Source organism: Curtobacterium sp. MCPF17_011 (genome assembly GCF_003234145.1).
GTDB lineage: Bacteria > Actinomycetota > Actinomycetes > Actinomycetales > Microbacteriaceae > Curtobacterium.
Genome location: NZ_QKSK01000002.1, coordinates 54,748 through 77,904, shown reverse-complemented (window position 1 = coordinate 77,904; position 23,157 = coordinate 54,748). Strand labels below are relative to the sequence as shown.

The 23,157-nt window shown below is 70.9% G+C and carries 19 protein-coding genes and 1 tRNA gene; 18 read left to right on the top strand and 2 right to left on the bottom strand.

What is annotated here, in order from left to right; all coding sequences use genetic code 11:
- The first annotated feature begins 43 nt into the window (after positions 1-43).
- The 14 genes from hisG to DEJ25_RS03145 all read left to right on the top strand — a co-directional run bounded on the left by hisG (position 44) and on the right by DEJ25_RS03145 (position 17,867).
- The gene (hisG, locus tag DEJ25_RS03210; protein WP_110902199.1) at positions 44-883 is read left to right on the top strand and encodes an ATP phosphoribosyltransferase; all 840 of its coding nucleotides are present in this window, start codon (positions 44-46) and stop codon (positions 881-883) included.
- A complete protein-coding gene (gene hisF, locus DEJ25_RS03205) occupies positions 880-1,683 on the top strand; it encodes an imidazole glycerol phosphate synthase subunit HisF (protein WP_110902200.1) in 804 nt (267 codons plus the stop codon). Before hisG ends, hisF begins: the two co-directional genes overlap by 4 nt.
- Before the next feature lie 88 nt (positions 1,684-1,771).
- Positions 1,772-2,173 (top strand): phosphoribosyl-AMP cyclohydrolase, encoded by a 402-nt coding sequence (gene hisI, locus DEJ25_RS03200; protein ID WP_110902201.1) that lies wholly within the window; start codon positions 1,772-1,774, stop codon positions 2,171-2,173.
- Complete coding sequence (locus tag DEJ25_RS03195) at positions 2,170-3,702, top strand: anthranilate synthase component I (protein WP_110902202.1); 1,533 nt, start codon at positions 2,170-2,172, stop codon at positions 3,700-3,702. Before hisI ends, DEJ25_RS03195 begins: the two co-directional genes overlap by 4 nt.
- Positions 3,699-4,442, top strand: a complete 744-nt coding sequence (locus tag DEJ25_RS03190; RefSeq protein ID WP_111043749.1) for a Trp biosynthesis-associated membrane protein — start codon at positions 3,699-3,701, stop codon at positions 4,440-4,442. The genes DEJ25_RS03195 and DEJ25_RS03190 overlap by 4 nt, the downstream gene beginning before the upstream one ends.
- Positions 4,429-4,668 (top strand): DUF6704 family protein, encoded by a 240-nt coding sequence (locus tag DEJ25_RS03185; protein WP_110902204.1) that lies wholly within the window; start codon positions 4,429-4,431, stop codon positions 4,666-4,668. The genes DEJ25_RS03190 and DEJ25_RS03185 overlap by 14 nt, the downstream gene beginning before the upstream one ends.
- Positions 4,669-4,726: 58 nt before the next feature.
- Positions 4,727-5,500 (top strand): indole-3-glycerol phosphate synthase TrpC, encoded by a 774-nt coding sequence (gene trpC, locus DEJ25_RS03180; RefSeq protein ID WP_111043891.1) that lies wholly within the window; start codon positions 4,727-4,729, stop codon positions 5,498-5,500.
- A gap of 40 nt (positions 5,501-5,540) precedes the next feature.
- Positions 5,541-6,755: a tryptophan synthase subunit beta gene (gene trpB, locus DEJ25_RS03175; RefSeq protein ID WP_110902205.1), complete on the top strand. Its 1,215-nt coding sequence runs from the start codon at positions 5,541-5,543 to the stop codon at positions 6,753-6,755.
- Positions 6,752-7,546, top strand: a complete 795-nt coding sequence (gene trpA / locus DEJ25_RS03170) for a tryptophan synthase subunit alpha (RefSeq protein WP_111043748.1) — start codon at positions 6,752-6,754, stop codon at positions 7,544-7,546. The genes trpB and trpA overlap by 4 nt, the downstream gene beginning before the upstream one ends.
- Before the next feature lie 94 nt (positions 7,547-7,640).
- A complete protein-coding gene (lgt, locus tag DEJ25_RS03165; protein WP_110902207.1) occupies positions 7,641-8,630 on the top strand; it encodes a prolipoprotein diacylglyceryl transferase in 990 nt (329 codons plus the stop codon).
- Positions 8,631-8,935: 305 nt separating this feature from the next.
- Positions 8,936-13,453 (top strand): glutamate synthase large subunit, encoded by a 4,518-nt coding sequence (gene gltB / locus DEJ25_RS03160; protein WP_110902485.1) that lies wholly within the window; start codon positions 8,936-8,938, stop codon positions 13,451-13,453.
- A 77-nt stretch (positions 13,454-13,530) separates the two neighbouring features.
- On the top strand, positions 13,531-14,988 hold the full coding sequence (locus DEJ25_RS03155; protein WP_110902208.1) for a glutamate synthase subunit beta: 1,458 nt from the start codon (positions 13,531-13,533) through the stop codon (positions 14,986-14,988).
- Between the two features lie 97 nt (positions 14,989-15,085).
- On the top strand, positions 15,086-16,531 hold the full coding sequence (gene pyk / locus DEJ25_RS03150; protein WP_110902209.1) for a pyruvate kinase: 1,446 nt from the start codon (positions 15,086-15,088) through the stop codon (positions 16,529-16,531).
- Between the two features lie 166 nt (positions 16,532-16,697).
- Positions 16,698-17,867 carry a VIT1/CCC1 transporter family protein gene (locus tag DEJ25_RS03145; RefSeq protein ID WP_110902210.1) on the top strand — a complete coding sequence of 390 codons (1,170 nt, stop codon included), beginning with the start codon at positions 16,698-16,700 and terminating at the stop codon, positions 17,865-17,867.
- A 47-nt stretch (positions 17,868-17,914) separates the two neighbouring features.
- Here DEJ25_RS03145 and DEJ25_RS03140 read toward each other — a convergent pair whose 3' ends face one another.
- A complete protein-coding gene (locus DEJ25_RS03140) occupies positions 17,915-18,454 on the bottom strand; it encodes an HdeD family acid-resistance protein (protein WP_110902211.1) in 540 nt (179 codons plus the stop codon).
- 126 nt (positions 18,455-18,580) lie between these two features.
- Between DEJ25_RS03140 and DEJ25_RS03135 the strand changes: the two genes are divergently transcribed.
- From DEJ25_RS03135 to DEJ25_RS03125, 3 genes are all read left to right on the top strand, one after another.
- Positions 18,581-18,660 (top strand) — tRNA-Leu (locus tag DEJ25_RS03135).
- 80 nt (positions 18,661-18,740) lie between these two features.
- A complete protein-coding gene (locus tag DEJ25_RS03130) occupies positions 18,741-19,346 on the top strand; it encodes an ANTAR domain-containing response regulator (RefSeq protein WP_110902212.1) in 606 nt (201 codons plus the stop codon).
- 51 nt (positions 19,347-19,397) lie between these two features.
- Positions 19,398-19,868 (top strand): GNAT family N-acetyltransferase, encoded by a 471-nt coding sequence (locus DEJ25_RS03125; protein ID WP_111043747.1) that lies wholly within the window; start codon positions 19,398-19,400, stop codon positions 19,866-19,868.
- 56 nt (positions 19,869-19,924) lie between these two features.
- Here the strand turns inward: DEJ25_RS03125 and DEJ25_RS03120 are convergent, their stop codons facing one another.
- Positions 19,925-20,272 carry a PaaI family thioesterase gene (locus DEJ25_RS03120; RefSeq protein ID WP_111043890.1) on the bottom strand — a complete coding sequence of 116 codons (348 nt, stop codon included), beginning with the start codon at positions 20,270-20,272 and terminating at the stop codon, positions 19,925-19,927.
- A 162-nt stretch (positions 20,273-20,434) separates the two neighbouring features.
- On the opposite strand from DEJ25_RS03120, the gene polA reads away from it, so the two are divergent.
- Positions 20,435-23,107 (top strand): DNA polymerase I, encoded by a 2,673-nt coding sequence (gene polA / locus DEJ25_RS03115; RefSeq protein WP_111043746.1) that lies wholly within the window; start codon positions 20,435-20,437, stop codon positions 23,105-23,107.
- Positions 23,108-23,157: the final 50 nt, after the last annotated feature.

Sequence of the window (23,157 nt, the reverse complement as noted above, 5' to 3'; positions counted from 1 at the left end):
ACCGCAGATCCGTCACCGACCCCTCCTCCAGGAAGCAGACCTGATGCTCCGCATCGCCGTGCCCAACAAGGGCTCACTGTCCGAGACCGCCTCCGAGATGCTGCGGGAGGCCGGGTACGCCGGCCGCCGTGACCCGAAGGCGCTGCACCTCATCGACGAGCGCAACGGGGTGGAGTTCTTCTTCCTCCGTCCGCGGGACATCGCCACCTACGTCGGCTCGGGCGCACTCGACGTCGGGATCACCGGCCGCGACCTGCTGCTCGACTCGGGGTCGACCGCGCACGAGGTCGACGCGCTCGGGTTCGCGGACTCCACCTTCCGCTTCGCCGGCGCCCCGGGCCGGTACAGCGTGCTGCAGGACCTCGAGGGTGTCCGCGTCGCCACGAGCTACCCCGGCCTCGTCGGCGAGTTCCTCGCCCAACACGGCGTCACCGCGACCCTCGTGAAGCTCGACGGCGCTGTCGAGAGCGCCGTCCGGCTCGGGGTCGCCGACGCGGTGGCGGACGTCGTCTCGACCGGCAGCACACTCCGCGCCGCCGGGCTCGAGATCTTCGGCCCGGTCATCCTGGAGTCCACCGCGGTGCTCATCACCACCGACGAGACCATCTCCGGCATCGACGTGCTCCGGCGCCGGCTGCAGGGCGTCCTGGTGGCCCGCGGCTACGTCATGCTCGACTACGACATCCCGTCCGACCTGCTCGAGCAGGCGACCGCGATCGCCTCGGGCATCGAGTCGCCGACGGTCTCGCCGTTGCACGACCGCGCCTGGTCGGCCGTCCGCGTGATGATCCCGCGCGACGACGCCAACCTCATCATGGACGCGCTGTACGACCTCGGCGCCCGGGCGATCCTCGTCAGCCCGATCCACGCCGCACGCCTGTGACCGGCGCACCCGACGCGACCGCACCGGGCGCAGCACTCGGCGGGGTCTCGGTCCGTGTCATCCCGTGCCTCGACGTCTCCGGCGGCCGGGTCGTCAAGGGCGTCAACTTCCTCGACCTGCAGGACGCCGGGGACCCCGTCGAGCTCGCCGCGCGGTACTACGAGCAGGGCGCCGACGAGTTGACGTTCCTCGACGTCGGCGCGACGGTCGAGAACCGCGCCACGATGTGGGACACCGTCACCCGCACCGCCGAGCAGGTCTTCATCCCGCTCACCGTCGGCGGTGGGGTCCGCACCGTCGACGACGTCTCTCGCCTACAGCAGTGCGGCGCGGACAAGATCGGCGTCAACAGTGCCGCGATCGCCCGCCCGGAGCTGGTGTCCGAGATCGCCGACCGGTTCGGTGCCCAGGCGGTCGTCCTGTCGCTCGACGTCAAGCGCTCCGACCGGATGCCGTCCGGTTTCGTGGTCACCACGCACGGCGGTCGCACCGAGACCGACATCGACGCGATCGCCTGGGCGCGCGAGGCCGTCGAGCGCGGCGCGGGGGAGCTCCTCGTCAACTCCATCGACGCCGACGGCACGAAGAACGGCTTCGACCTCGACCTCGTCGCCGCGGTCCGTCCGGTCTCCACGGTGCCGGTCATCGCCTCGGGAGGCGCGGGGCGCGTCGAGCACTTCGCCCCCGCCGTCGACGCCGGTGCCGACGCGGTCCTCGCGGCGAGCGTGTTCCACCGCGGTGAGATGACCGTCGGCGACGTCAAGGGGGCGCTCCGCGCGACCGGCCACGTCGTCCGCTGACGCCGTCCCGGCGAGCCGGCTCGGGCCTCCCGTCCGGCGTGTCCGTCCGCAGCGAGCGCGCCGGGCAGGGCCGTAGGCTGGTGCCCTCATGACCGACAGCACCAGCACCAGCACCGAAGCGGTCCTCGACCGCGCGCGCTTCGGTACGGACGGACTGCTCCCCGCCATCGTGCAGGAGGAATCGTCGAAGGACGTCCTCATGCTCGGCTACATGGACCGTGAAGCCCTCCGCCGCACCCTGACGGAGGGCCGGGTGACCTTCTGGTCGCGGTCCCGGAGCGAGTACTGGCGCAAGGGGGACTCGTCGGGCCACGCCCAGTACGTCCGTGCCGCCGCCCTGGACTGCGACGACGACACGCTCCTCGTCACGGTGCAGCAGGTCGGAGCCGCGTGCCACACGGGTGCCCACCGGTGCTTCGACGTCGATCCGCTCGAGCCGGTGACCGCCTCGGCGCCCGACACCGCGGCTGCGGACGGGGCGGCTCGATGAGCGACTCGCCCCGCACCACGCTCCGCGACGACTTCGACGGACTCGTCCGCGACGGCCACCGTGTCGTGCCCGTCGTCCGCGCGCTCTTCGCCGACAGTGAGACGCCGGTCGGGGTCTACCGGAAGCTCGCCGACGGTCGCGCCGGGTCGTTCCTCCTGGAGTCCGCCGGACAGGGCGGCCTCTGGTCGCGCTGGTCGTTCGTCGGTGTCCGCAGCTTCGGCGTCCTGACCCAGGAGGGCGACCGCGCCGCCTGGATCGACACCGGCATGTCGGCCGAACGGGCCGTCGGCTCGCTCGACGGGCAGCCGCTGGAGGTCCTCGCCCGGCTGCACGAGCGCTGGGCGACGCCCCGCGTGCCGGGCATGCCGCCCCTCGTCGGCGGCACCGTCGGCTTCATCGGGTGGGAAGCGGTCCGCCAGCTCGAACACCTGCCCGACGCGCCGCCCGCCGACTTCGACGTGCCCGGACAGGCGCTGTCGTTCGTCGCCGAACTCGCCGCCCTCGACCACCGCACCGGACTGGTGCTCCTGGTCGCGACGGCGCTGAACGACGGCACGGACGATGCCGACACCCTGTGGTCGGACGCGCAGGCCCGGCTCGACCGGATGCAGGCCGACCTCGTGCAGCCGAGCATCGCGACCGTCGCCGAGGCGTTCGACATCGCCGAACCGACCGCACGCTCCCGGTCCACTCCGGAGGAGTACGCGGCCGCCATCGAGCGGTCGAAACAGTTCATCCGCGACGGCGACGTCTTCCAGGTCGTCATCTCGCAGCGGTTCGACCAGGAGGTCACAGCTGACCCCCTCGACGTCTACCGGGTCCTCCGCACGTTGAACCCCAGCCCGTACATGTACTTCCTGTCGCTCGCGGGCACCGACGCCCGGCCGTTCTGGATCGTGGGAGCGTCGCCGGAGGCCCTGGTGAAGGTGCAGGACGGTCGCGCGATGACGCACCCGATCGCCGGCTCCCGGCCGCGCGGTGCCACGACCGAAGAGGACGTGCGCCTCGGCGACGAGCTGCTGCAGGACCCGAAGGAGCGCGCCGAGCACCTGATGCTGGTGGACCTCGCCCGCAACGACCTGCAGAAGGTGTGCGAGCCGGGGACCGTCGCCGTGACGGAGTTCATGACGGTCGAGCGGTTCAGCCACATCATGCACCTGGTCTCCAGCGTCGAGGGGGCGATCCGCCCGGGGATGTCGGCCATCGACGTGTTCCGGGCGACCTTCCCGGCCGGCACGCTCTCGGGTGCGCCGAAGCCGCGCGCGCTGCAGATCATCGACGAGCTCGAACCCGCGAAGCGCGGGGCGTACGCGGGGGTCGTCGGGTACTTCGACTTCGCAGGGGACGCCGACGTCGCCATCGCGATCCGCACCGCCCTGATCCAGGACGGGGTCGCACGGGTGCAGGCCGGTGCCGGGCTCGTCGCCGACTCGGACCCGATGAGCGAACACCTCGAGTCGGTCAACAAGGCCGCCGCGCCGCTGCGTGCCGTCGCGACCGCCAACCGGATGACCGGGGTCGCCCCGTGAAGCGCTCCCGACCGCTCGTCGTCGTCCTCGGGCTCCTGGTCGCCGGACTCGTGATGCTGTCGTGGACGCAGACCTGGTTCACCGTGCACCTCGACCACACCGCGGCCGTCGTGAAGACCGTGGACGCGGACGGAGCCACCGTCGTACCGCAGTACACCGCAGTCGCGATCGCCAGCCTCGCCCTGTTCCTCGCGATGACGATCGCCGGCCGTGTCGTCCGCGTCGTGCTCGCCGTGGTGCAGGTCCTGCTCGGGGTGGCCGTCGTCGTCACCGGCGTCACGGCACTGTCCGATCCAGTCGCCGCCGCGCGGAGCGCCATCGGTTCGGTCGCCGGAGTCAGCGACATCGGCGCCGTCCGGCAGGTCGTCACCGGCGTCGACGTCGGTGTCTGGCCGGTCATCGGGATCATCGGCGGGGTCCTCGCGTCGCTGCTCGGCGTCGCGGTGCTCTTCCTGCAGCGGTCCTGGCCCGGTCCGAGCCGCAGGTACGGCGATGCCGCCACGCCCGGAGCGGCCTCCGCGGCCGGGGCCAGTGGCGGTCCCGCGTCCGTCGACGGTGCTCCGCGCCGACCCGTCGTACGCGACGCGGTCGTCGACTGGGACGACCTCAGCGCGGGCGTCGACCCGACCGCGGGGGACGCCGTCGCGGGGCAGTCCGACACCCCGAACACGGTAGGATCGACGGAGCGCCGCCCGACCGGTGGTGCCAGCGACCACGAGGAGCACCGTGAGCAACACTGAGCCCGCAGAACTCGGCGAAGGCCACTCGCCGGCGGCCTGGACGGCCGTCGTCATCATGCTGATCGGCTTCGCGGCCGGGACGCTCTGCTTCTGGTTCGACATCGCCTGGGGCGTGTGGGCGTCCGCTGCCGTCGTCGTGATCGGTCTCATCGTGGGCTTCGCGATGGGCAAGGCCGGCTACGGCGTCAACGGTCCGAAGTACGTCACCAAGCACCACGGCGGCTGAGCCCGTGTCGGCTGAGCCCACCGACACCGTGCGCGTTCCTCCGGTGCCCGGGGTCGACCTGCTGCAGGGCCTCGTCGCCGGTGCGCTCGAGGACGCCGCTGCTCGTCGACTCGACCGCCCGTACGCGGACGTCGAACGCGACCTCGACCGGGTCGCCTCGCCGCTCGACGCGCTGCAGTTCCTGGCCCCGGGTGACCGGGTGAAGGTCCTCGCCGAGGTCAAGCGTGCGAGTCCGTCACGTGGGTCGATGGCCCCGATCGCGGACCCGGCTGCCCTCGCCGCCGAGTACGAGCGCGGCGGAGCCTCCGCGATCAGCGTCCTGACCGAGGGCCGGAAGTTCCTCGGCACGCTCGCCGACCTCGAGGCGGTCAAGGCCCGTGTCGGCATCCCCGTGCTCCGCAAGGACTTCATCGCCGACCCGTACCAGGTCGTCGAAGCGCGTGCGGCCGGAGCGGACATCGTCCTGCTCATCGTCGCGGCCCTCGACCAGCCCACGCTCGTGCAGCTCCACGGCCTCGCCGAAGAACTCGGAATGCGCGTCCTTGTCGAGGCGCATTCCGCGGACGAGGTCGCGCGTGGCCTCGACGCCGGCGCACGGATCCTGGGTGTGAACGCCCGCGACCTGACCGACTTCTCGCTCGACCGCGACCTCTTCGGGTCCTTGGCCGACCGGATCCCGGACGGGGTCGTCCGCGTGGCCGAGTCCGCCGTGAAGACCCCCGCCGACGTGGCCCACTACCGGTCCGCCGGTGCCGACGTCGTCCTCGTCGGGGAGGCGCTGGTCACCGGCGCCGACCCCGCCGCCACGCTCGCGTCGTTCATCGACGGCTGACAACCCGTCCGGTGCACGCCGGACACCCAGGAGCACCACCGTGACCTCACTCCGTGACCTGCAAGGCCCCTACTTCGGCGACTTCGGTGGGCGGTTCGTCCCCGAGTCGCTCGTGCTGGCGCTCGACGAACTCGAGACCGCGTTCCGTTCGGCCTGGGCGGACCCGTCCTTCCGCGAGGAACTCGACACCCTCCAGCGCGACTACACCGGACGGCCGTCGATCATCACCGAGGTGCCGCGGTTCGCGAAGCACGCCGGTGGTGCCCGGATCATCCTCAAGCGCGAGGACCTCAACCACACCGGGTCGCACAAGATCAACAACGTGCTCGGTCAGGCGCTCGTCGCCCGCCGGCTCGGCAAGACGCGGCTGATCGCGGAGACCGGTGCCGGCCAGCACGGCGTCGCCACCGCGACGGCGGCGGCCCTGTTCGGGATGGACTGCGTCGTGTACATGGGCGCCGTCGACACCGAGCGACAGGCCCTCAACGTCGCCCGGATGCGCCTGCTCGGCGCCGAGGTCATCCCGGTGGAGACCGGATCGCGCACGCTGAAGGACGCCATCAACGACGCCCTCCGCGACTGGGTCGCCAACGTCGACTCCACGCACTACCTCCTCGGCACGGTCGCCGGTCCGCACCCCTTCCCGGAGATGGTGCGCCAGTTCCACAAGGTGATCGGTGAAGAGGCTCGGCAGCAGGTCCTGGACCGCGTCGGTCGCCTGCCCGACGCCGTCGCCGCGTGCGTCGGCGGCGGGTCGAACGCCATGGGCATCTTCGAGGCGTTCCTCGACGACGAATCGGTCCGGCTGCACGGGTTCGAAGCGGGCGGCGACGGTGTCGAGACCGGTCGCCACGCCGCCAGCATCACCCTGGGGCGCGAAGGCGTGCTGCAGGGCGCGAAGTCGTACCTGATGCAGGACGAGGACGGCCAGACCATCGAGAGCCACAGCATCTCGGCCGGACTCGACTACCCGAGCGTCGGTCCGGAGCACGCGTACCTGGCGTCGATCGGCCGTGCGCAGTACGAGCCGATCACCGACACCGAGGCGATGGAGGCCTTCCGGCTGATGAGCCGGACCGAGGGCATCATCCCCGCGATCGAGTCCTCGCACGCCCTCGCCGGGGCGATGAAGCTCGGCAAGGAACTCGGACCCGAGGGCGTCATCCTCGTGAACCTCTCCGGCCGCGGCGACAAGGACGTGGCTTCGGCCAGCCGCTACTTCGGCATCCTCGACGAGACAGCGGTGCAGTCGTGAGCACGAACAAGACCGTCGCCGCGACCATCGACCGCGCGAACGCCGAGCGAGCCGGAGCCGTGATCGGCTACCTGCCCGCCGGCTACCCGGACCTGCAGACGAGCGTGGACGCGGCGGTCGCCCTCGCCGAGAACGGCGTCGACGTCATCGAGCTGGGTCTGCCGTACTCCGACCCGGTGATGGACGGCCCGGTGATCCAGCGCGCCGCGGAGGAGAGCCTGGCCAACGGCTTCAAGGTCGCGCAGGTGTTCGACGCCGTCAACGCGATCACCGAGCGGGTCGACGTGCCGGTCCTGGTGATGACCTACTGGAACCCGGTCCTGCGCTACGGCGTCGACCGCTTCGCCGACGACCTGGTCGCAGCGGGTGCCGCCGGCCTGATCACGCCGGACCTGATCCCGGACGAGGGCCAGCAGTGGATCGACGCGTCCGAGCGCACCGGTCTCGACCGGGTGTTCCTCGCGGCACCGTCCTCGACGGACGTCCGGATGCGCCAGGCCGTGGACCGCAGCCGTGGGTTCGTCTACGCCGTCTCGACCATGGGCGTCACCGGCGCCCGGCTGGGCGTCGACACCGCCGCCCGCACGGTGGTCTCCCGCCTGCGGGACGCCGGCGTCCAGCGCACCTGCGTCGGTCTCGGCATCTCCACCGCCGACCAGGTCGCCGAGGTGCTCGAGTACGCGGACGGTGCCATCATCGGCTCGGCGTTCGTCCGTGCACTCGCCGACCTCGGCGTGACCGGGGTCGCGGACCGCGCCGCCGACCTGTCGTCCGGCGCAGCGCGGCGCTGACCCGCGCTACAGTGATCCGGGCCGACCAGCCCGCAGGGCAAGGGGCCACCCCCATCGACTGCCCAGCTCCACACGTGAAAGGCGACAGTCGCACATGCCCCTCCTGAGCATCCCGAGCCCGAGCACGGCCTGGCAGTACTTCGACCTCACCGCCTGGCTGCACAGCGTGTCCGGTCTGACCCTGCCGCTCGACTTCCGGATCCACGCGTACGCGATCTGCATCCTCATCGGGATCGTCATCTGCGTGCTGCTCACGAACAGCCGGCTCAACGCCCGTGGTGCCGAGCGGTGGATCATCATCGACATCGCGATCTGGGCGGTGCCGGCCGGCATCATCGGCGGTCGCCTGTTCCACGTCTTCACCCACGTCAGCGACTACTTCGGTCCCGGCATCGACCCGCTCTCGATCTTCTACATCTGGGAGGGCGGTCTCGCCATCTTCGGCGCGCTGATCCTCGGGTCGGTCGGCGCGTGGATCGGCTGCCGCATGGCGGGCCTCCGCTTCTCGGCCTTCATCGACGCCGCCGCTCCCGGTGTGCTGCTCGCCCAGGCCGCGGGTCGTCTCGGCAACTACTTCAACCACGAGCTCTTCGGCATGCCGACGAACCTGCCGTGGGGTCTGCAGATCGAAGCGACGAACCCGGCCTACCCGAAGGGGCTGCCGGAAGGCGTGCTGTTCCACCCCACGTTCCTCTACGAGATCATCTGGAACGTCGTGGGCGCCGTGCTGATCCTGCTCATCGACCGCCGGCTCCGCCTGCAGTGGGGCCGCGTCATGGCGCTCTACCTGATCTGGTACGGCGTCGGCCGGTCGGTGCTCGAGTCCATCCGCGTCGACACGAGCGAGACCTTCGCCGGCATCCGCACCAACGTCTGGATGTCCTTCGCCGCGATCCTGCTCGGCATCATCATCTTCGCGATCCAGTCCCGACGACACGTCGGCAAGGAACCGAGCCCGTACCTGCCGGGTCGCGAGCCGCGCTCGAAGTCCGATGTAGACTCGGACGACACCTACTCGGAGCACGACACCACGACCGGTGTCGCCGATCCGGAGCCGGTCGCCGTCGTCGCCGACCGACACTGAGGTCCCCAGCCTCTCCCGAACGCAGCACCACACCGCGCTTGCCGTCCGCCACAAGCGGACTCCACTCCTCGCACGCCGTCAGGGCACAGCCTGACGGCGAGCACGGGCACCAGTCCCGCCCGCTCGGGCGGAACGCACCACCGGGCCATCGCTGTCCCTGTTCCACTTCCTCGTGAGGACGGTTCCCCATGGCGCTCCTGCCACCCCAGCCCTCTGCAGTCCCGAACGGCGCGAACGACCCGTCGTCACGGACCGGGCTCCGCTCGCCGCACCGACGGTTCTCCGCGATCCCCGATGCCGCCGGCATGTACGACCCGGCGAACGAGAAGGACGCCTGTGGCCTGGCCATGGTCGCGACGCTCCGCGGGACGGCCGGGCACGACATCGTCGACGCCGCCCTCGGTGCGCTCCGCAACCTCGAGCACCGCGGTGCCGTCGGCTCGGACGCCGGTACCGGTGACGGCGCGGGCATCCTCTGCCAGGTTCCCGACGCCTTCCTCCGCGACGTCGTCGACTTCGACCTGCCGGACACCGGTCAGTACGCCGTCGGCACGGCCTACCTGCCGCTCGACGCCGACGCCCGTGCCGACGTGAAGGCCACGGTCGAGCAGCTCGCCACTGCCGAGGGGCTCCGCGTCCTCGGCTGGCGCGAGGTGCCGGTCCGTCCCGAGGTGCTCGGCACCCTCGCCCGCGCCGCCATGCCCGCCTTCGAGCAGGTCTTCGTCGCGTCCACCCACCACGACGAGCAGGGTGCACTGCGCTCCGGCATCGAACTCGACCGCCAGGCGTTCCGCCTGCGCAAGCGTGCGGAGCAGGGCAGCGAGCTCTACTTCATGTCGCTGTCGAGCCGCACCATGGTCTACAAGGGCATGGTCACGACGCTCCAGCTCGAGCCGTTCTACCCCGACCTCAGCGACGAGCGCTTCGCGTCCCGTCTGGCGATCGTGCACTCGCGGTACTCCACGAACACCTTCCCGTCGTGGCCGCTCGCCCAGCCGTTCCGTTCGCTCGCGCACAACGGCGAGATCAACACCGTGCGCGGCAACCGCAACTGGATGCGCGCCCGCCAGTCGCAACTCGAGAGCGAACTGCTCGGCGACATGGGCCCGCTGCTGCCGATCGTCAGCCCGGGGGCGAGTGACTCGGCCTCGTTCGACGAGGTCCTCGAACTCCTCACGCTGACCGGCCGGTCCCTGCCGCACGCGATGTCGATGATGGTGCCGGAGGCCTGGGAGAACCAGACCGACATGGACCCCGAGCTCCGGGCGTTCTACGAGTACCACTCGATGCTCATGGAGCCGTGGGACGGCCCGGCGGCGATCACCTTCACCGACGGCACGCTCGTCGGCGCCACGCTCGACCGCAACGGCCTGCGTCCGGGACGGTTCCTGGTCACCGACGACGGCCTCATCGTGATGGGCAGCGAGACGGGCGTCATCGACGTGCCCGCCTCGAAGGTCGTCCGGAAGGGCCGTCTGCGTCCGGGCCGGATGTTCCTGGTCGACACCGAGAACGGCCGCATCATCGAGGACGACGAGGTCAAGCACGACCTGGCGACGTCCGGCCCCTGGGCCGAGTGGCTCGAGTCCGGGCGCATCAACCTCAACGACCTGCCGGACCGCGAGCACATCGTGCACACCCCGGCGTCGGTGACCCGTCGTCAGCGTGCCTTCGGCTACACCGAGGAAGAGGTCCGCATCCTGCTGCGTCCGATGGCGCAGACCGGGGCGGAGCCGCTCGGCGCGATGGGCTCCGACACACCGATCGCAGTGCTGTCGCAGCGTCCGCGCCTGCTCTTCGACTACTTCACGCAGCAGTTCGCACAGGTCACGAACCCGCCGCTCGACTCGATCCGTGAGCAGGTCATCACGTCGATGGGCCTCGGGCTCGGTCCCGAGCGCAACCTGCTGAGCGCCGGGCCCGAGCACGCGAAGCAGATCGTGCTCGACTTCCCGGTGATCGACAACGACGAGTTGGCGAAGATCCAGCACTTCGAGACGGCCTCGGGCCGGCACCTCACCGTGACGATCCGCGGGCTCTACCGGGTCGACGCCGGCGAGACGGCGATGGAGCAGCGCCTCCAGGCCGTCTGTGACGAGGTCGACGCGGCCATCGAGTCGGGCAAGCAGTTCATCGTGCTCTCGGACCGCGACGGCAACGCCGAGAGTGCGCCGATCCCGAGCCTCCTGCTGCTCGCCGCGGTGCACCACCACCTGATCCGCACCGAGCAGCGCATGAAGGTCGGCCTGATCGTCGAGGCCGGCGACGTGCGCGAGGTGCACCACGTGGCGACCCTGATCGGGTACGGCGCCTCGGCGATCAACCCGTACCTCGCCATGGAGACCTGCGAGAACCTCGTACGGTCGGGAATGATCACCGGTCTCACGCCGGAGCAGGCCGTCAAGAACGTCATCAAGGCGCTGGGCAAGGGCGTCCTGAAGATCATGTCGAAGATGGGCATCTCGACGGTGTCCAGCTACGCCGGTGCCCAGGCGTTCGAGGCGGTCGGCCTCAGCCAGGAGTTCGTCGACCGGTACTTCACCGGGACCTCGTCGATCCTCGGCGGTGTCGATGTCGACGTGATCGCGGCGGAGAACGCCGAGCGGCACGCGCAGGCGTACCCGCAGGACGGTGCGGTGCTCTCACACGAGCGCCTGCAGACCGGCGGCGAGTACCAGTGGCGCCGCGAAGGACCGCCGCACCTGTTCAACCCGGACACCGTCTTCCGCCTGCAGCACGCGACCCGTGCCCGCCGGTACGACGTGTTCCGCGAGTACTCGAAGGCGGTCGACGACCAGTCCGAACAGCTGATGACGCTGCGCGGCCTGTTCGGCTTCACCACGGGCGACCGCACCCCGGTGCCCCTCGACGAGGTCGAGCCGATCGCCGAGATCGTCAAACGGTTCAACACCGGTGCGATGTCCTACGGGTCGATCTCGCAGGAGGCGCACGAGACGCTCGCGATCGCGATGAACCGTCTCGGCGCACGGTCGAACACCGGAGAGGGCGGCGAGGACGTCGAGCGCCTGCTCGACCCGGAGCGCCGCAGCGCGATCAAGCAGGTCGCCTCCGGCCGGTTCGGCGTGACGAGCATGTACCTCACGCACGCCACCGACATCCAGCTGAAGATGGCGCAGGGTGCCAAGCCCGGCGAGGGCGGCCAGCTGCCCCCGCAGAAGGTGTACCCGTGGGTCGCCCGGACCCGGCACGCGACCGCCGGTGTCGGCCTCATCTCGCCGCCGCCGCACCACGACATCTACTCGATCGAGGACCTCAAGCAGCTGATCTTCGACGTGAAGCGGGCCAACCCCTCGGCGCGCGTGCACGTCAAGCTCGTCAGCCAGTCCGGCATCGGTGCGGTCGCGGCCGGCGTGACGAAGGCCCTGGCCGACGTCGTGCTCGTCTCGGGCCACGACGGCGGCACCGGCGCCAGCCCGCTGAACTCACTGAAGCACGCCGGCACCCCGTGGGAGATCGGTCTCGCCGAGACGCAGCAGACGCTCATGCTCAACGGCATGCGCGACCGCGTCACGGTGCAGGTCGACGGGCAGATGAAGACCGGGCGCGACGTCGTCGTGGCCGCACTGCTCGGCGCCGAGGAGTACGGCTTCGCGACCGCTCCGTTGGTCGTCGAGGGATGCATCCTGATGCGCGTCTGCCACCTCGACACCTGCCCGGTGGGCGTCGCCACGCAGAACCCGGAGCTCCGCAAGCGCTTCTCCGGCAAGCCGGAGTTCGTCGTGAACTTCTTCGAGTTCGTCGCACAGGAGGTCCGCGAGCTCCTCGCCGAGCTCGGGTTCCGGAGCCTCGACGAGGCGATCGGTCACGCCGACGCCCTCGACGTGGACCGTGCGGTCGAGCACTGGAAGGCGTCGGGTCTCGACCTCGGGCCCGTGCTCAAGGGACCGGAGTTCGCCCCCGACGAGCCGCGCAGCCGTCGCCGCGCCCAGGACCACGAACTCGAGCAGCACTTCGACGTCCGGCTCATCGCCGAGGCGTCCGACGTGCTCGAGCACGGCGGCACGCTGTCGCTCGACCTGCCGATCCGCAACACGGAGCGCGCGGTCGGCACGATGCTCGGCCACGAGGTCACGCTGCGCCACGGCGAGAACGGGCTGCCGACCGGCTCGATCGACATCACCCTCCGCGGGTCGGCCGGACAGTCGCTCGGCGCGTTCATGCCGGCCGGCATCACGCTCCGCCTGGTCGGCGACAGCAACGACTACGTCGGCAAGGGGCTGTCCGGCGGCGAGATCGTCGTCCGTCCGGCCGAGGACGCCGGGTTCGACCCGGCGGAGAACGTCATCGCCGGCAACGTCATCGGCTACGGCGCGACCCAGGGCAGCATGTTCATCCGCGGCATCGTGGGCGAGCGCTTCCTGGTCCGCAACTCGGGTGCGACCGCGGTGGTCGAGGGTGTGGGCGACCACGCGCTCGAGTACATGACCGGCGGCCTCGCGCTCATCCTCGGCGAGACCGGCCGGAACCTCGGTGCCGGCATGTCCGGAGGCACGGCGTACGTCCGCGGCCTCCGTCGCGAACTCGTCAACACCGACGCGCTGGCCTCGGGGGAGCTCCGGCTGGAGCCGCTCGACAGCGCCGACGTCGAGATCGTCACCGACCTGCTCCGACGGCACGCCGACGAGACCGGTTCGACGATCGCTGCGGGGCTGCTCGACTCCGGCGACCTCTCCGAGTTCGTCAAGGTGCTGCCGCGTGACTACGCGGCCGTGCTCGAGACGCGTCGTCAGGCCGTCGACGAGGGCCTCGACCCGGACGGCACCGTCGTCTGGAACCGCATCCTGGAGGTCACCGGTGGCTGACGACATCCACATCGGCGACCCCGCCATCCGCTCGACCCGCACCCGCTCGACCCGCACCCTCACCCAGGAGGTGACCCGTGGCTGACCCCAAGGGGTTCCTGAAGGTCCAGGAACGTGAACTGCCGCCCCGCCGCCCCGTGCCCGTCCGGCTGATGGACTGGAAAGAGGTCTACGAGCAGCAGGAGTCCGGCGCGCTGAAGCGACAGGCTGGCCGCTGCATGGACTGCGGCGTGCCGTTCTGTCACCAGGGCTGCCCGCTCGGCAACCTGATCCCGGAGTGGAACGACCTCATGTGGCGCGGCGAGGGCCGTCAGGCCATCGAGCGGCTCCACGCGACGAACAACTTCCCCGAGTTCACCGGTCGGCTCTGCCCGGCCCCGTGCGAGTCGTCCTGCGTGCTGGGGATCAACCAACCGCCGGTGACGATCAAGCAGGTCGAGGTCTCGATCATCGACGAGGCGTACCAGAAGGGGTGGGTCACCCCGCACCCGCCGGAGCGCCTGACGGGCAAGACCGTCGCGGTCGTCGGGTCCGGCCCTGCCGGCCTCGCCGCCGCGCAGCAGCTGACCCGTGCCGGCCACACCGTCGCCGTCTACGAGCGTGACGACCGCATCGGTGGTCTCCTCCGCTACGGGATCCCCGACTTCAAGATGGAGAAGCGGCAGATCGACGCCCGCCTCGCCCAGATGCAGGCCGAGGGCACGCGCTTCCGCGCCGGTGTCGAGATCGGCCGGGACATCACGTGGGACGACCTGAAGTCCCGCTACGACGCGGTCGTCGTCGCGACCGGCGCCACCGTGCCGCGTGACCTGCCGATCCCGGGACGCGACCTCTCCGGCGTGCACTTCGCCATGGACTACCTCGTCCAGCAGAACCGGGCCAACGCCGGCACGGTCGTCGACAACCAGATCACGGCCGAGGGCAAGCACGTCGTCGTGATCGGTGGCGGTGACACCGGCGCGGACTGCATCGGCACCGCACACCGGCAGGGAGCGCTCAGTGTCACGAACCTGGCGATCGGCAAGCAGCCGCCGCTGGAGCGTCCGTCGGAGCAGCCCTGGCCGATGTTCGCGACCGTGTTCGAGGTCACGAGCGCGCACGAGGAGGGCGGGGAGCGACAGTTCCTCGCCTCGACGGTGGAGTTCCTGCCGAACGAGGCCGGCGAGGTCCGCGCACTCCGCGTGGCCGAGACCGAGTACCTCGACGGACGTCGCGTCCCCAAGGCCGGTACCGAGCGGGAGATCCCGGCGGACCTGGTGCTCATCGCGCTGGGCTTCACCGGTCCCGAGACCGACACGATCGAGCCGCAGCTGGGCCTGCCGACGAGCGTCTCCGGCGTGGTCGCCCGTCAGGCCGACTACACGACCAACGAGCCGGGGGTGTTCGTCGCCGGTGACGCCGGTCGCGGTCAGTCCCTGATCGTCTGGGCGATCGCCGAGGGCCGCGCCGCTGCCGCGAAGGTCGACGAGTACCTCGAGGGTTCGACGATCCTGCCGTCCCCGGTCAAAGCGACGGACCGGGCGATCTCGGTCTGATGGTCCCCTCCCCGTAGACGAGAGGCCACCCGCACTCGATAGGGTGCTGGTGGCCTCTCGTCGTTCCCGAAGCCACACCACCACACGAAGGAATCCATTGAGACGCGCAAAGATCGTTTCGACGCTCGGACCTGCAACCGCCGACTACGAGGTCGTCAAGCAGATCATCCAGGCCGGGGTCGACGTGGCCCGCCTGAACCTCAGCCACGGTGACTACAGCGTGCACGAGGCCAACTACGAGAACGTCCGTCGTGCCGCCGAGGAGCTCGGCAAGCCGGTCGCGATCCTCGTCGACCTGCAGGGTCCGAAGATCCGTCTCGCGAAGTTCGCGGACGGCCCGCACGAGCTGGCCGTCGGCGACGAGTTCACCATCACGACCGAGGACGTCCCCGGCACGAAGGACGTTTGTGGCACGACCTTCAAGGGCCTGCCGCAGGACGTCAAGCCCGGCGACCCGCTGCTCATCGACGACGGTCGGGTCCGCCTGCGCGTCCTCGACACCGACGGCGTGCGCGTCCGTACCGAGGTCGTCGTCGGCGGCACCGTCTCGAACAACAAGGGCATCAACCTGCCCGGGGTGGCGGTGAACGTCCCCGCACTGAGCGAGAAGGACGAGGCCGACCTGCGCTGGGGCATCCGCCAGGGCGCCGACCTCATCGCGCTCTCGTTCGTCCGGAACGCCTCGGACGTCGTGCGCGCCCACGAGATCATGGACGAAGAGGGCAAGCGTCTCCCCGTGATCGCGAAGGTCGAGAAGCCCCAGGCCGTCGACGCGCTCGAGGAGATCATCGACGCCTTCGACAGCATCATGGTCGCCCGGGGTGACCTCGGCGTCGAGCTGCCGCTCGAGGCGGTCCCGATCGTGCAGAAGCGCGCGGTCGAGCTGTCCCGCCGGATGGCGAAGCCGGTCATCGTCGCGACGCAGATGCTCGAGTCGATGATCTCGTCCCCGATCCCGACCCGCGCCGAGACCTCCGACGTCGCGAACGCCGTCCTCGACGGTGCCGACGCGGTCATGCTCTCCGGCGAGACCAGTGTCGGCGAGTACCCGGTCGAGACGGTCCGCACGATGGCCCGCATCGTCGAGTCGACCGAGGACCACGGCCTGGAGCGCATCGCGCCCCTCGGGACCAAGCCGCGCACCCTCGGTGGTGCGATCACCCTCGCGGCCGTCGAGATCGCCGAGTTCACCGAGGCGTCGTACCTCTGCGTGTTCACCGAGTCGGGTGACTCCGCGCGTCGCATGTCGCGCCTCCGCCACGGCCTGCCGATCATCGCGTTCACGCCGAACGAGGCGACCCGTCGCCGCCTGGCGCTGACCTGGGGCGTGCGCTCCTTCCTCGTCGACCGGAAGACGCACACCGACGAGCTCTTCTCGCAGGTCGACGACGTCCTCATCGGCAACGGTCTCGCCATCCCCGGCGACCGTGTCATCGTCACGGCGGGTTCCCCTCCCGGACTCGAGGGCTCGACGAACGACCTCCGGGTGCACCGCGTCGGAGACGCGCACGCCGAGGCCGCGCCGGCGTACGTCCGCGACTGAACCCGGACCGATCCGACGAGAGGCCGTCACCCGGACCGGGTGGCGGCCTCGCGTCGTGTGCCGCTCGGCTGGTCAGGTGGCCGGGAGGCCCGTGGTGCGTCCTCGACGCCGGCCGCGTCGGTAGCGTGGTCCCGTCCCGACCGACCGAGAACGCGAGGAGCGTCGCATGGGTGACCCGAGCCTCCAGTCCGACCGCCCACCGTCGGACAGCGCACCGTCCGACGGCCCGACGCGCTCCCGCCCCGACGTGCAGCGGTGGCGCCGCTACCTGGCGGACGAGCGTGCCGAGGCGGCCGTCTACCGGAACCTGGCCACGCGGCGGATCGGCGAGGAGCGCGAGATCCTGACAGCCCTCGCCGAGGCCGAGGGCCGACACGAACAGCACTGGCGCGACCTGCTCGGCGACGACGTCGGCCGTCCGCTCGCAGGCAGCCTGCGGACCCGTGTCCTCGCCGCCCTGGCGAAGCGGTTCGGGTCGGTGTTCGTCCTCGCACTCATGCAGCGGGCCGAGGACCGCTCGCCGTACGCGGACGACGCCGACGCCACCGCGACGATGGCCGCCGACGAGCGGATCCACGGCGAAGTGGTGCGGGGGCTCGCGAACCGTGGCCGGATGCGTCTGTCGGGGACGTTCCGCGCCGCGGTCTTCGGGGCGAACGACGGCCTCGTGTCGAACCTGGCGCTCATCATCGGCATCAGTGCCTCCGGAGCGGACCGGCACTTCGTCCTGCTCAGCGGCATCGCCGGCCTGCTCGCCGGGGCGCTGTCGATGGGCGCGGGGGAGTACGTGTCGGTGCGGTCGCAGCGGGAGCTGCTCGAAGCCTCGGCACCGCACCCGGAGGCGCAGCACGCGGTCGCGGACCTGGACGTCGACGTGAACGAACTGGCGCTGGTGTACCGGGCGCGGGGGATGAGCGAGGACGAGGCCGCCGCGCACGCCGACGAGGTCATCGCCTCGCTGCTCGTCGCCCCGACCACGGGCGGCGTGCCCGTCGTCCGGTCGCGGTCGGCCCTGCCCCGACCGAGCGTCACCGAAGACGGGGACGACCACGAGGCGATCGGCACCGGGACGAGCGCGGCGCTCTCGAGCTTCTGCTTCTTCGCGTCGGGTGCGGTGATCCCGGTGCTGCCCTACCTGTTCGGGCTCGAGGGCTGGCCCGCAATCGGCCTGGCGGCAGCCCTGGTCGGCCTCGCCCTGCTCGGCACCGGCGCGGTGGTGGGTGTGCTGAGTGGTGCTTCGCCACTGCGGCGCGCCCTGCGGCAGCTCGGCATCGGCTTCGGCGCCGCCGCCGTGACGTACCTGCTCGGTCTGCTGTTCGGGACGAGCAGCGGCTAGCGGCCGTCAGCGGCCGTCAGCGGCCGTCAGCGGCCGTCAGCGGCCGGTCAACGGCGGGCGGCCGCGCGGGCCGGCAGGAGGAGCAGCGCCGCGCTGCCGACCCCGACGAGCGCGATGCCGGCCAGGACCGTGAACACCTCGAGTGCTGTCGTGGGTGCGAGCAACACGGCGGCACCGCAGAGCACCGAGAGCACACCGCTCACGACGGTCGGCGCCCGCGAGGAGCCGGGGTGCCCGACGAGGGCCCCGACGAGCGCCGCGACGCCCTCGACCAGGAAGCCGACCCCGGCCAGGACCGCGTACACGACGAGCGGCACCGCGGGGTCGAGGAGCGTGACGAGCCCGGCGATGCCGACGAGGGTGCCGACCACGCCCGAGGTCCAGCGCCACACGGCCGGCGTGCCGTACCCGCGCGCCGCGGCGAACACCCGCATCGCCCCCGCGACGACCAGGTAGACCCCGAACAGCAGCGCGACGAGCACGAGCGTCGGTCGCGGCCAGACGACGGCGACGACGCCGGCGATCATCGCGACGACCGCGGTGACGACGACGAACGCGCGGAACGTGCGGACGGCACGAGAGTCCACGGTGCTCCTCCCTGACAGGTCAGCCGGACCTCCGACCGTACCGTGACCGGGCCACCCGCGTCGCGGTGAGCCGGGGCCTGGCCGGAACCTGCGTCGGCGGGCGCGACTGCTACGCTGGCACGGCTCGCGAGTGTGGTGGAATGGTAGACACGGGGCACTCAAAATGCTCTGCCTCTGGCGTGCGGGTTCGAGTCCCGCCACTCGTACAAGTACCGGAGCTCCGAGTACCGGAGCTCTGTCGGGCGGGTTGCCGCGGTCGGATCGAGCGTCTAGTAGGCTCTCCGTCGTGAGTGACACAGAAGCAACCGCAGCCGCACCCCGTCGCGTCGTCGTCGCCGAGGACGAGTCGCTCATCCGCCTCGACATCGTCGAGATCCTGCGCGACAACGGGTTCGACGTGGTCGGTGAAGCCGGCGACGGCGAGACCGCGGTGCAGCTCGCGACCGACCTGCGCCCCGACCTCGTCATCATGGACGTCAAGATGCCGCAGCTCGACGGCATCTCCGCAGCTGAGCGGCTGTCGAAGAACCACATCGCTCCGGTCGTCCTCCTCACGGCGTTCAGCCAGAAGGAGCTCGTCGAGCGAGCGACCGAAGCCGGCGCGCTGGCGTACGTCGTGAAGCCCTTCACCCCGAACGACCTGCTCCCCGCGATCGAGATCGCCCTCTCGCGTTACCAGCAGATCATCACGCTCGAGGCAGAGGTCGCGGACCTCGTCGAGCGCTTCGAGACCCGCAAGCTCGTGGACCGGGCCAAGGGCCTGCTCAACGAGAAGATGGGCCTGACCGAGCCCGAGGCGTTCCGTTGGATCCAGAAGGCGTCGATGGACCGCCGGCTGACCATGCACGACGTCGCCAAGGCGATCATCGAGCAGCTCAGCGCGAAGAAGTAGGCGTCGGCGCGGACATGCCGGTTCCGCCGTGCCACGTGGCAGGGTGAGGGCATGGACGACGTGGTGATCCGGGCCTCCCGACCGGCCGACCTGCCGACGGTGGCCGACCTGCGCTGGCGGTGGAGCGTCGACGAGGGTTGTGCGACGCCCGCGGTGTCGGCCGAGCGGTACCGCGACGCGACGACGGCCTTCGCGGCCGCGCACCCGGACAGCCACCGGTGCGTCGTCGCGGAGCGGGACGGCGTCGTGCTCGGGATGGGCTGGCTGGCCCTGACGGAGCGACCGCCGACGCCGGACCGACCGGAGCGTCGGGTGACCGGTGACGTGCAGACCGTCTACGTGCACCCGGTCCTGCGCGGCCGGGGTGTCGCGAGACGACTGGTCACGGCACTGCTGGAGCTCGCGGACGACGCCGGGGTGGAGCGGACGTCGGTGCACTCGAGCGTCGACGGCGAGACACTCTACCGGCGGCTCGGGTTCGGGGACACCCCGCTGCTGCTGCAGCGACCGCCGGAGGCCTGAGACTCGGCGGACCAGCCCCGGAGCCCGAGGCGCAGCACCCGAGGCCCGGTCGAGCGTCAGCGGGCGTCGCGGATGATGTTCGTGATGCGCACGGTCGAGCAGCGTCGGCCCTCGTCGTCGGTCAGGACGATCTCGTGCGTGGTGAGCGTGCCGCCGAGGTGGATCGCGGTACACGTGCCGGTGACCCGGCCGCTCGTCGCGCTCCGCGTGTGCGACGCGCTGAGCTCGATGCCGACCGCGTAGCGACCGGGACCGGCGTGGATGTTCGCTGCCATCGACCCGAGGCTCTCGGCCAGGACGACGTAGGCACCACCGTGCAGCAGGCCCGCGGGTTGCCGGTTGCCCTCGACGGGGATGCTGGCGACCGAATGCTCGGCGGAGAGCTCGGTGAACTCCATGCCCATCTTCTCGGCGAGCTGCCCGACGCCGCGCGCGAGGTACTCCGCGACGCCCTCGTCGGATCCCCGGACGGTCTGTTCGTCGGTCACGTCGCGTCGGCCTTCCGCGTGGTCGTTCCGCCCGGACCGCGGCCGCACCCTGTCGGGGGCCGTCGGTAGGCTGTCCGGGTGTCGGACTCCGCAAAGCCTACCCTCATGGTCATCGACGGCCACTCGCTCGCCTTCCGGGCCTTCTACGCCCTGCCGGTCGACAGCTTCGTGAACCGCGAGGGGCAGCACACGAACGCCATCCACGGGTTCATCTCGATGCTGCTCATGCTGCTGCAGCGTGAGAAGCCGACGCACCTGGCGGTGGCGTTCGACATCTCCCGGTTCTCGTTCCGCACGCGCGAGTACGCCGAGTACAAGGGCACCCGGTCGGAGACCCCGGCCGAGTTCAAGGGCCAGATCCCGCTCCTGCAGCAGGCGCTCGAGGCGATGGGCATCACGACCGTCACGAAGGAGGACTTCGAGGCGGACGACATCCTCGCCACGCTCGCGAAGCAGGGTGCTGACCAGGGATTCCAGGTCTACGTGGTGTCCGGCGACCGCGACTCGATCCAGCTCGTGAACGACGACGTCACACTGCTGTACCCGTCGGTCCGCGGCGTGTCCGAACTCACGCGCTACGACCGCGACAAGGTGTACGAGCGGTACGGCATCGAGCCGCACCAGTACCCGGACATCGCGGCCCTGGTGGGGGAGACCAGCGACAACCTGATCGGCATCGACAAGGTCGGCGAGAAGACCGCGGTGAAGTGGGTCACGCAGTACGGCTCGCTCGACGGGGTGCTCGAACACGCCGACGAGATCAAGGGGGTGGTCGGGAACAACCTCCGCGAGCAGCGTGACCGGGCGATCCGGAACCGCCGGTTGAACCGCCTCGTCACCGACGTCGAACTGCCGGTCGGCCCGGCGGACGTCGCCCTCCGCCCGCTCGACGAAGCCGCGGTGCGCGAGCTCTTCGCCACGCTGCAGTTCCGGACCCTGCTCGACCGGGTGTTCAAGGTCGTCGGCAGCGGCGAACCGACCGAACCGTCGACGACCGACGGCAGCGTCGAGGACGCCGGCCCGACACCGCCGCCGGTCAAGACCCTGATCGACGAGGAACTCGGCTACTGGCTCGAGCGGAAGAACGCCGCCGACGCGGAGAACGGGTACGGCGTCGCGGTCGAGGTCATCGACGGCCGCCTGAGCGCGATCGGCATCGCCACGCACGACGACGCCGTCCTCGTGCCGGGTGGCAGCGGCGCCCTGGACTACGAGCAGCTGGCCACGTGGTTCGCCTCGGACGCCCCGAAGCACTTCCACGACGCGAAGGCCGCGATCAAGGCGCTCGGCACCGCGGGGTTCACGGTCGCGGGCGTCGCAGGGGACGCCCGCATCACCGGCTGGCTCGCGAACCCGGGCAAGCAGGGGCAGCCCCTCGCGGACCTCGTGTACCAGGAACTCGGCGAGGAGCTGCCGACCGCCGACCCGAACCAGCTCGTCCCCGAGACCGAGCCGGTCAACGTCGGGGTGCACGCCTGGTACGTGCTCCGTGTCACCACGGCCCTCCGCGCCCGCGTCGACCCGAGTTCGCTCACGGTGCTCGACGACATCGAGCTGCCGCTGACGTCCGTGCTCGCGCGCATGGAGACCACCGGTGTCGGCATCGACCGCCCGGTGCTCACCGGGCTCTCGCACGAGCTCGGGGAGCGCGCCGCGGACCTCGCCCAGCAGGCCTTCGCCGAGATCGGGCACGAGGTCAACCTCGGGTCGCCGAAGCAGCTGCAGGAGGTCCTGTTCACCGAGCTCGCGATGCCGAAGACCCGCAAGACCAAGACCGGCTTCTCCACCGACGCCGCGAGCCTCACCGACCTGCAGGAGCAGCACCCGCACCCGTTCCTCGGCCTGCTGCTGCAGCACCGCGACGCGACGAAGCTCCGCCAGATCGTCGACACCCTCGACGCCGCCGTGGTCGACGGCCGCATCCACACCCGGTACGAGCAGACCGGCACGAGCACCGGGCGTGTGTCCTCCACAGACCCGAACCTGCAGAACATCCCGGTGAAGACCGCCGTCGGTCGCCGGATCCGGTCGGCCTTCGCGGTCGCCGAGCCGTACACGACGCTCCTCACCGCGGACTACTCGCAGATCGAGATGCGGATCATGGCCCACCTGTCGGGAGACGCGGGGCTCATCCAGGCGTTCAACGAGGGCGAGGACCTGCACCGCTTCGTCGGCGCCCGGGTCTTCGGCGTGGAGCCGTCCGACGTCAGCCCGGAGATGCGCACGAAGGTCAAGGCGATGTCCTACGGCCTGGCGTACGGCCTCAGCGCCTTCGGCCTGTCGAAGCAGCTCCGCATCGAGCAGAGTGAAGCCCGCACGCTGATGACGGAGTACTTCGCCCGCTTCGGCGCGGTGCGCGACTACCTCCGGAACGTCGTGGAGCAGGCCCGCGAAGACGGCTACACCGAGACGATCTTCGGTCGCCGCCGTCCGTTCCCGGACCTGAAGAGCCCGAACCGGGTGCTCCGCGAGAACGCCGAGCGCGCGGCGCTGAACGCTCCGATCCAGGGGTCCGCGGCGGACATCATGAAGATCGCGATGCTCGGTGTCGACGCGGACCTGCGCGACGGTGGCCTCGGTTCGAGACTGCTGCTGCAGGTGCACGACGAACTGATCCTCGAGATCGCGCCGGGGGAGCAGGACCGGGTCGAGGAGATCCTCCGCACCCGCATGGGCGGCGCAGCCGAACTGACCGTCCCGCTCGACGTGTCGGTCGGGCTCGGCACGAACTGGGAGGCGGCGGCGCACTGAGCGCGATCGCACCCGGGTGAGCGGCGGGACGGACGGGAGGCGCGCCTCCC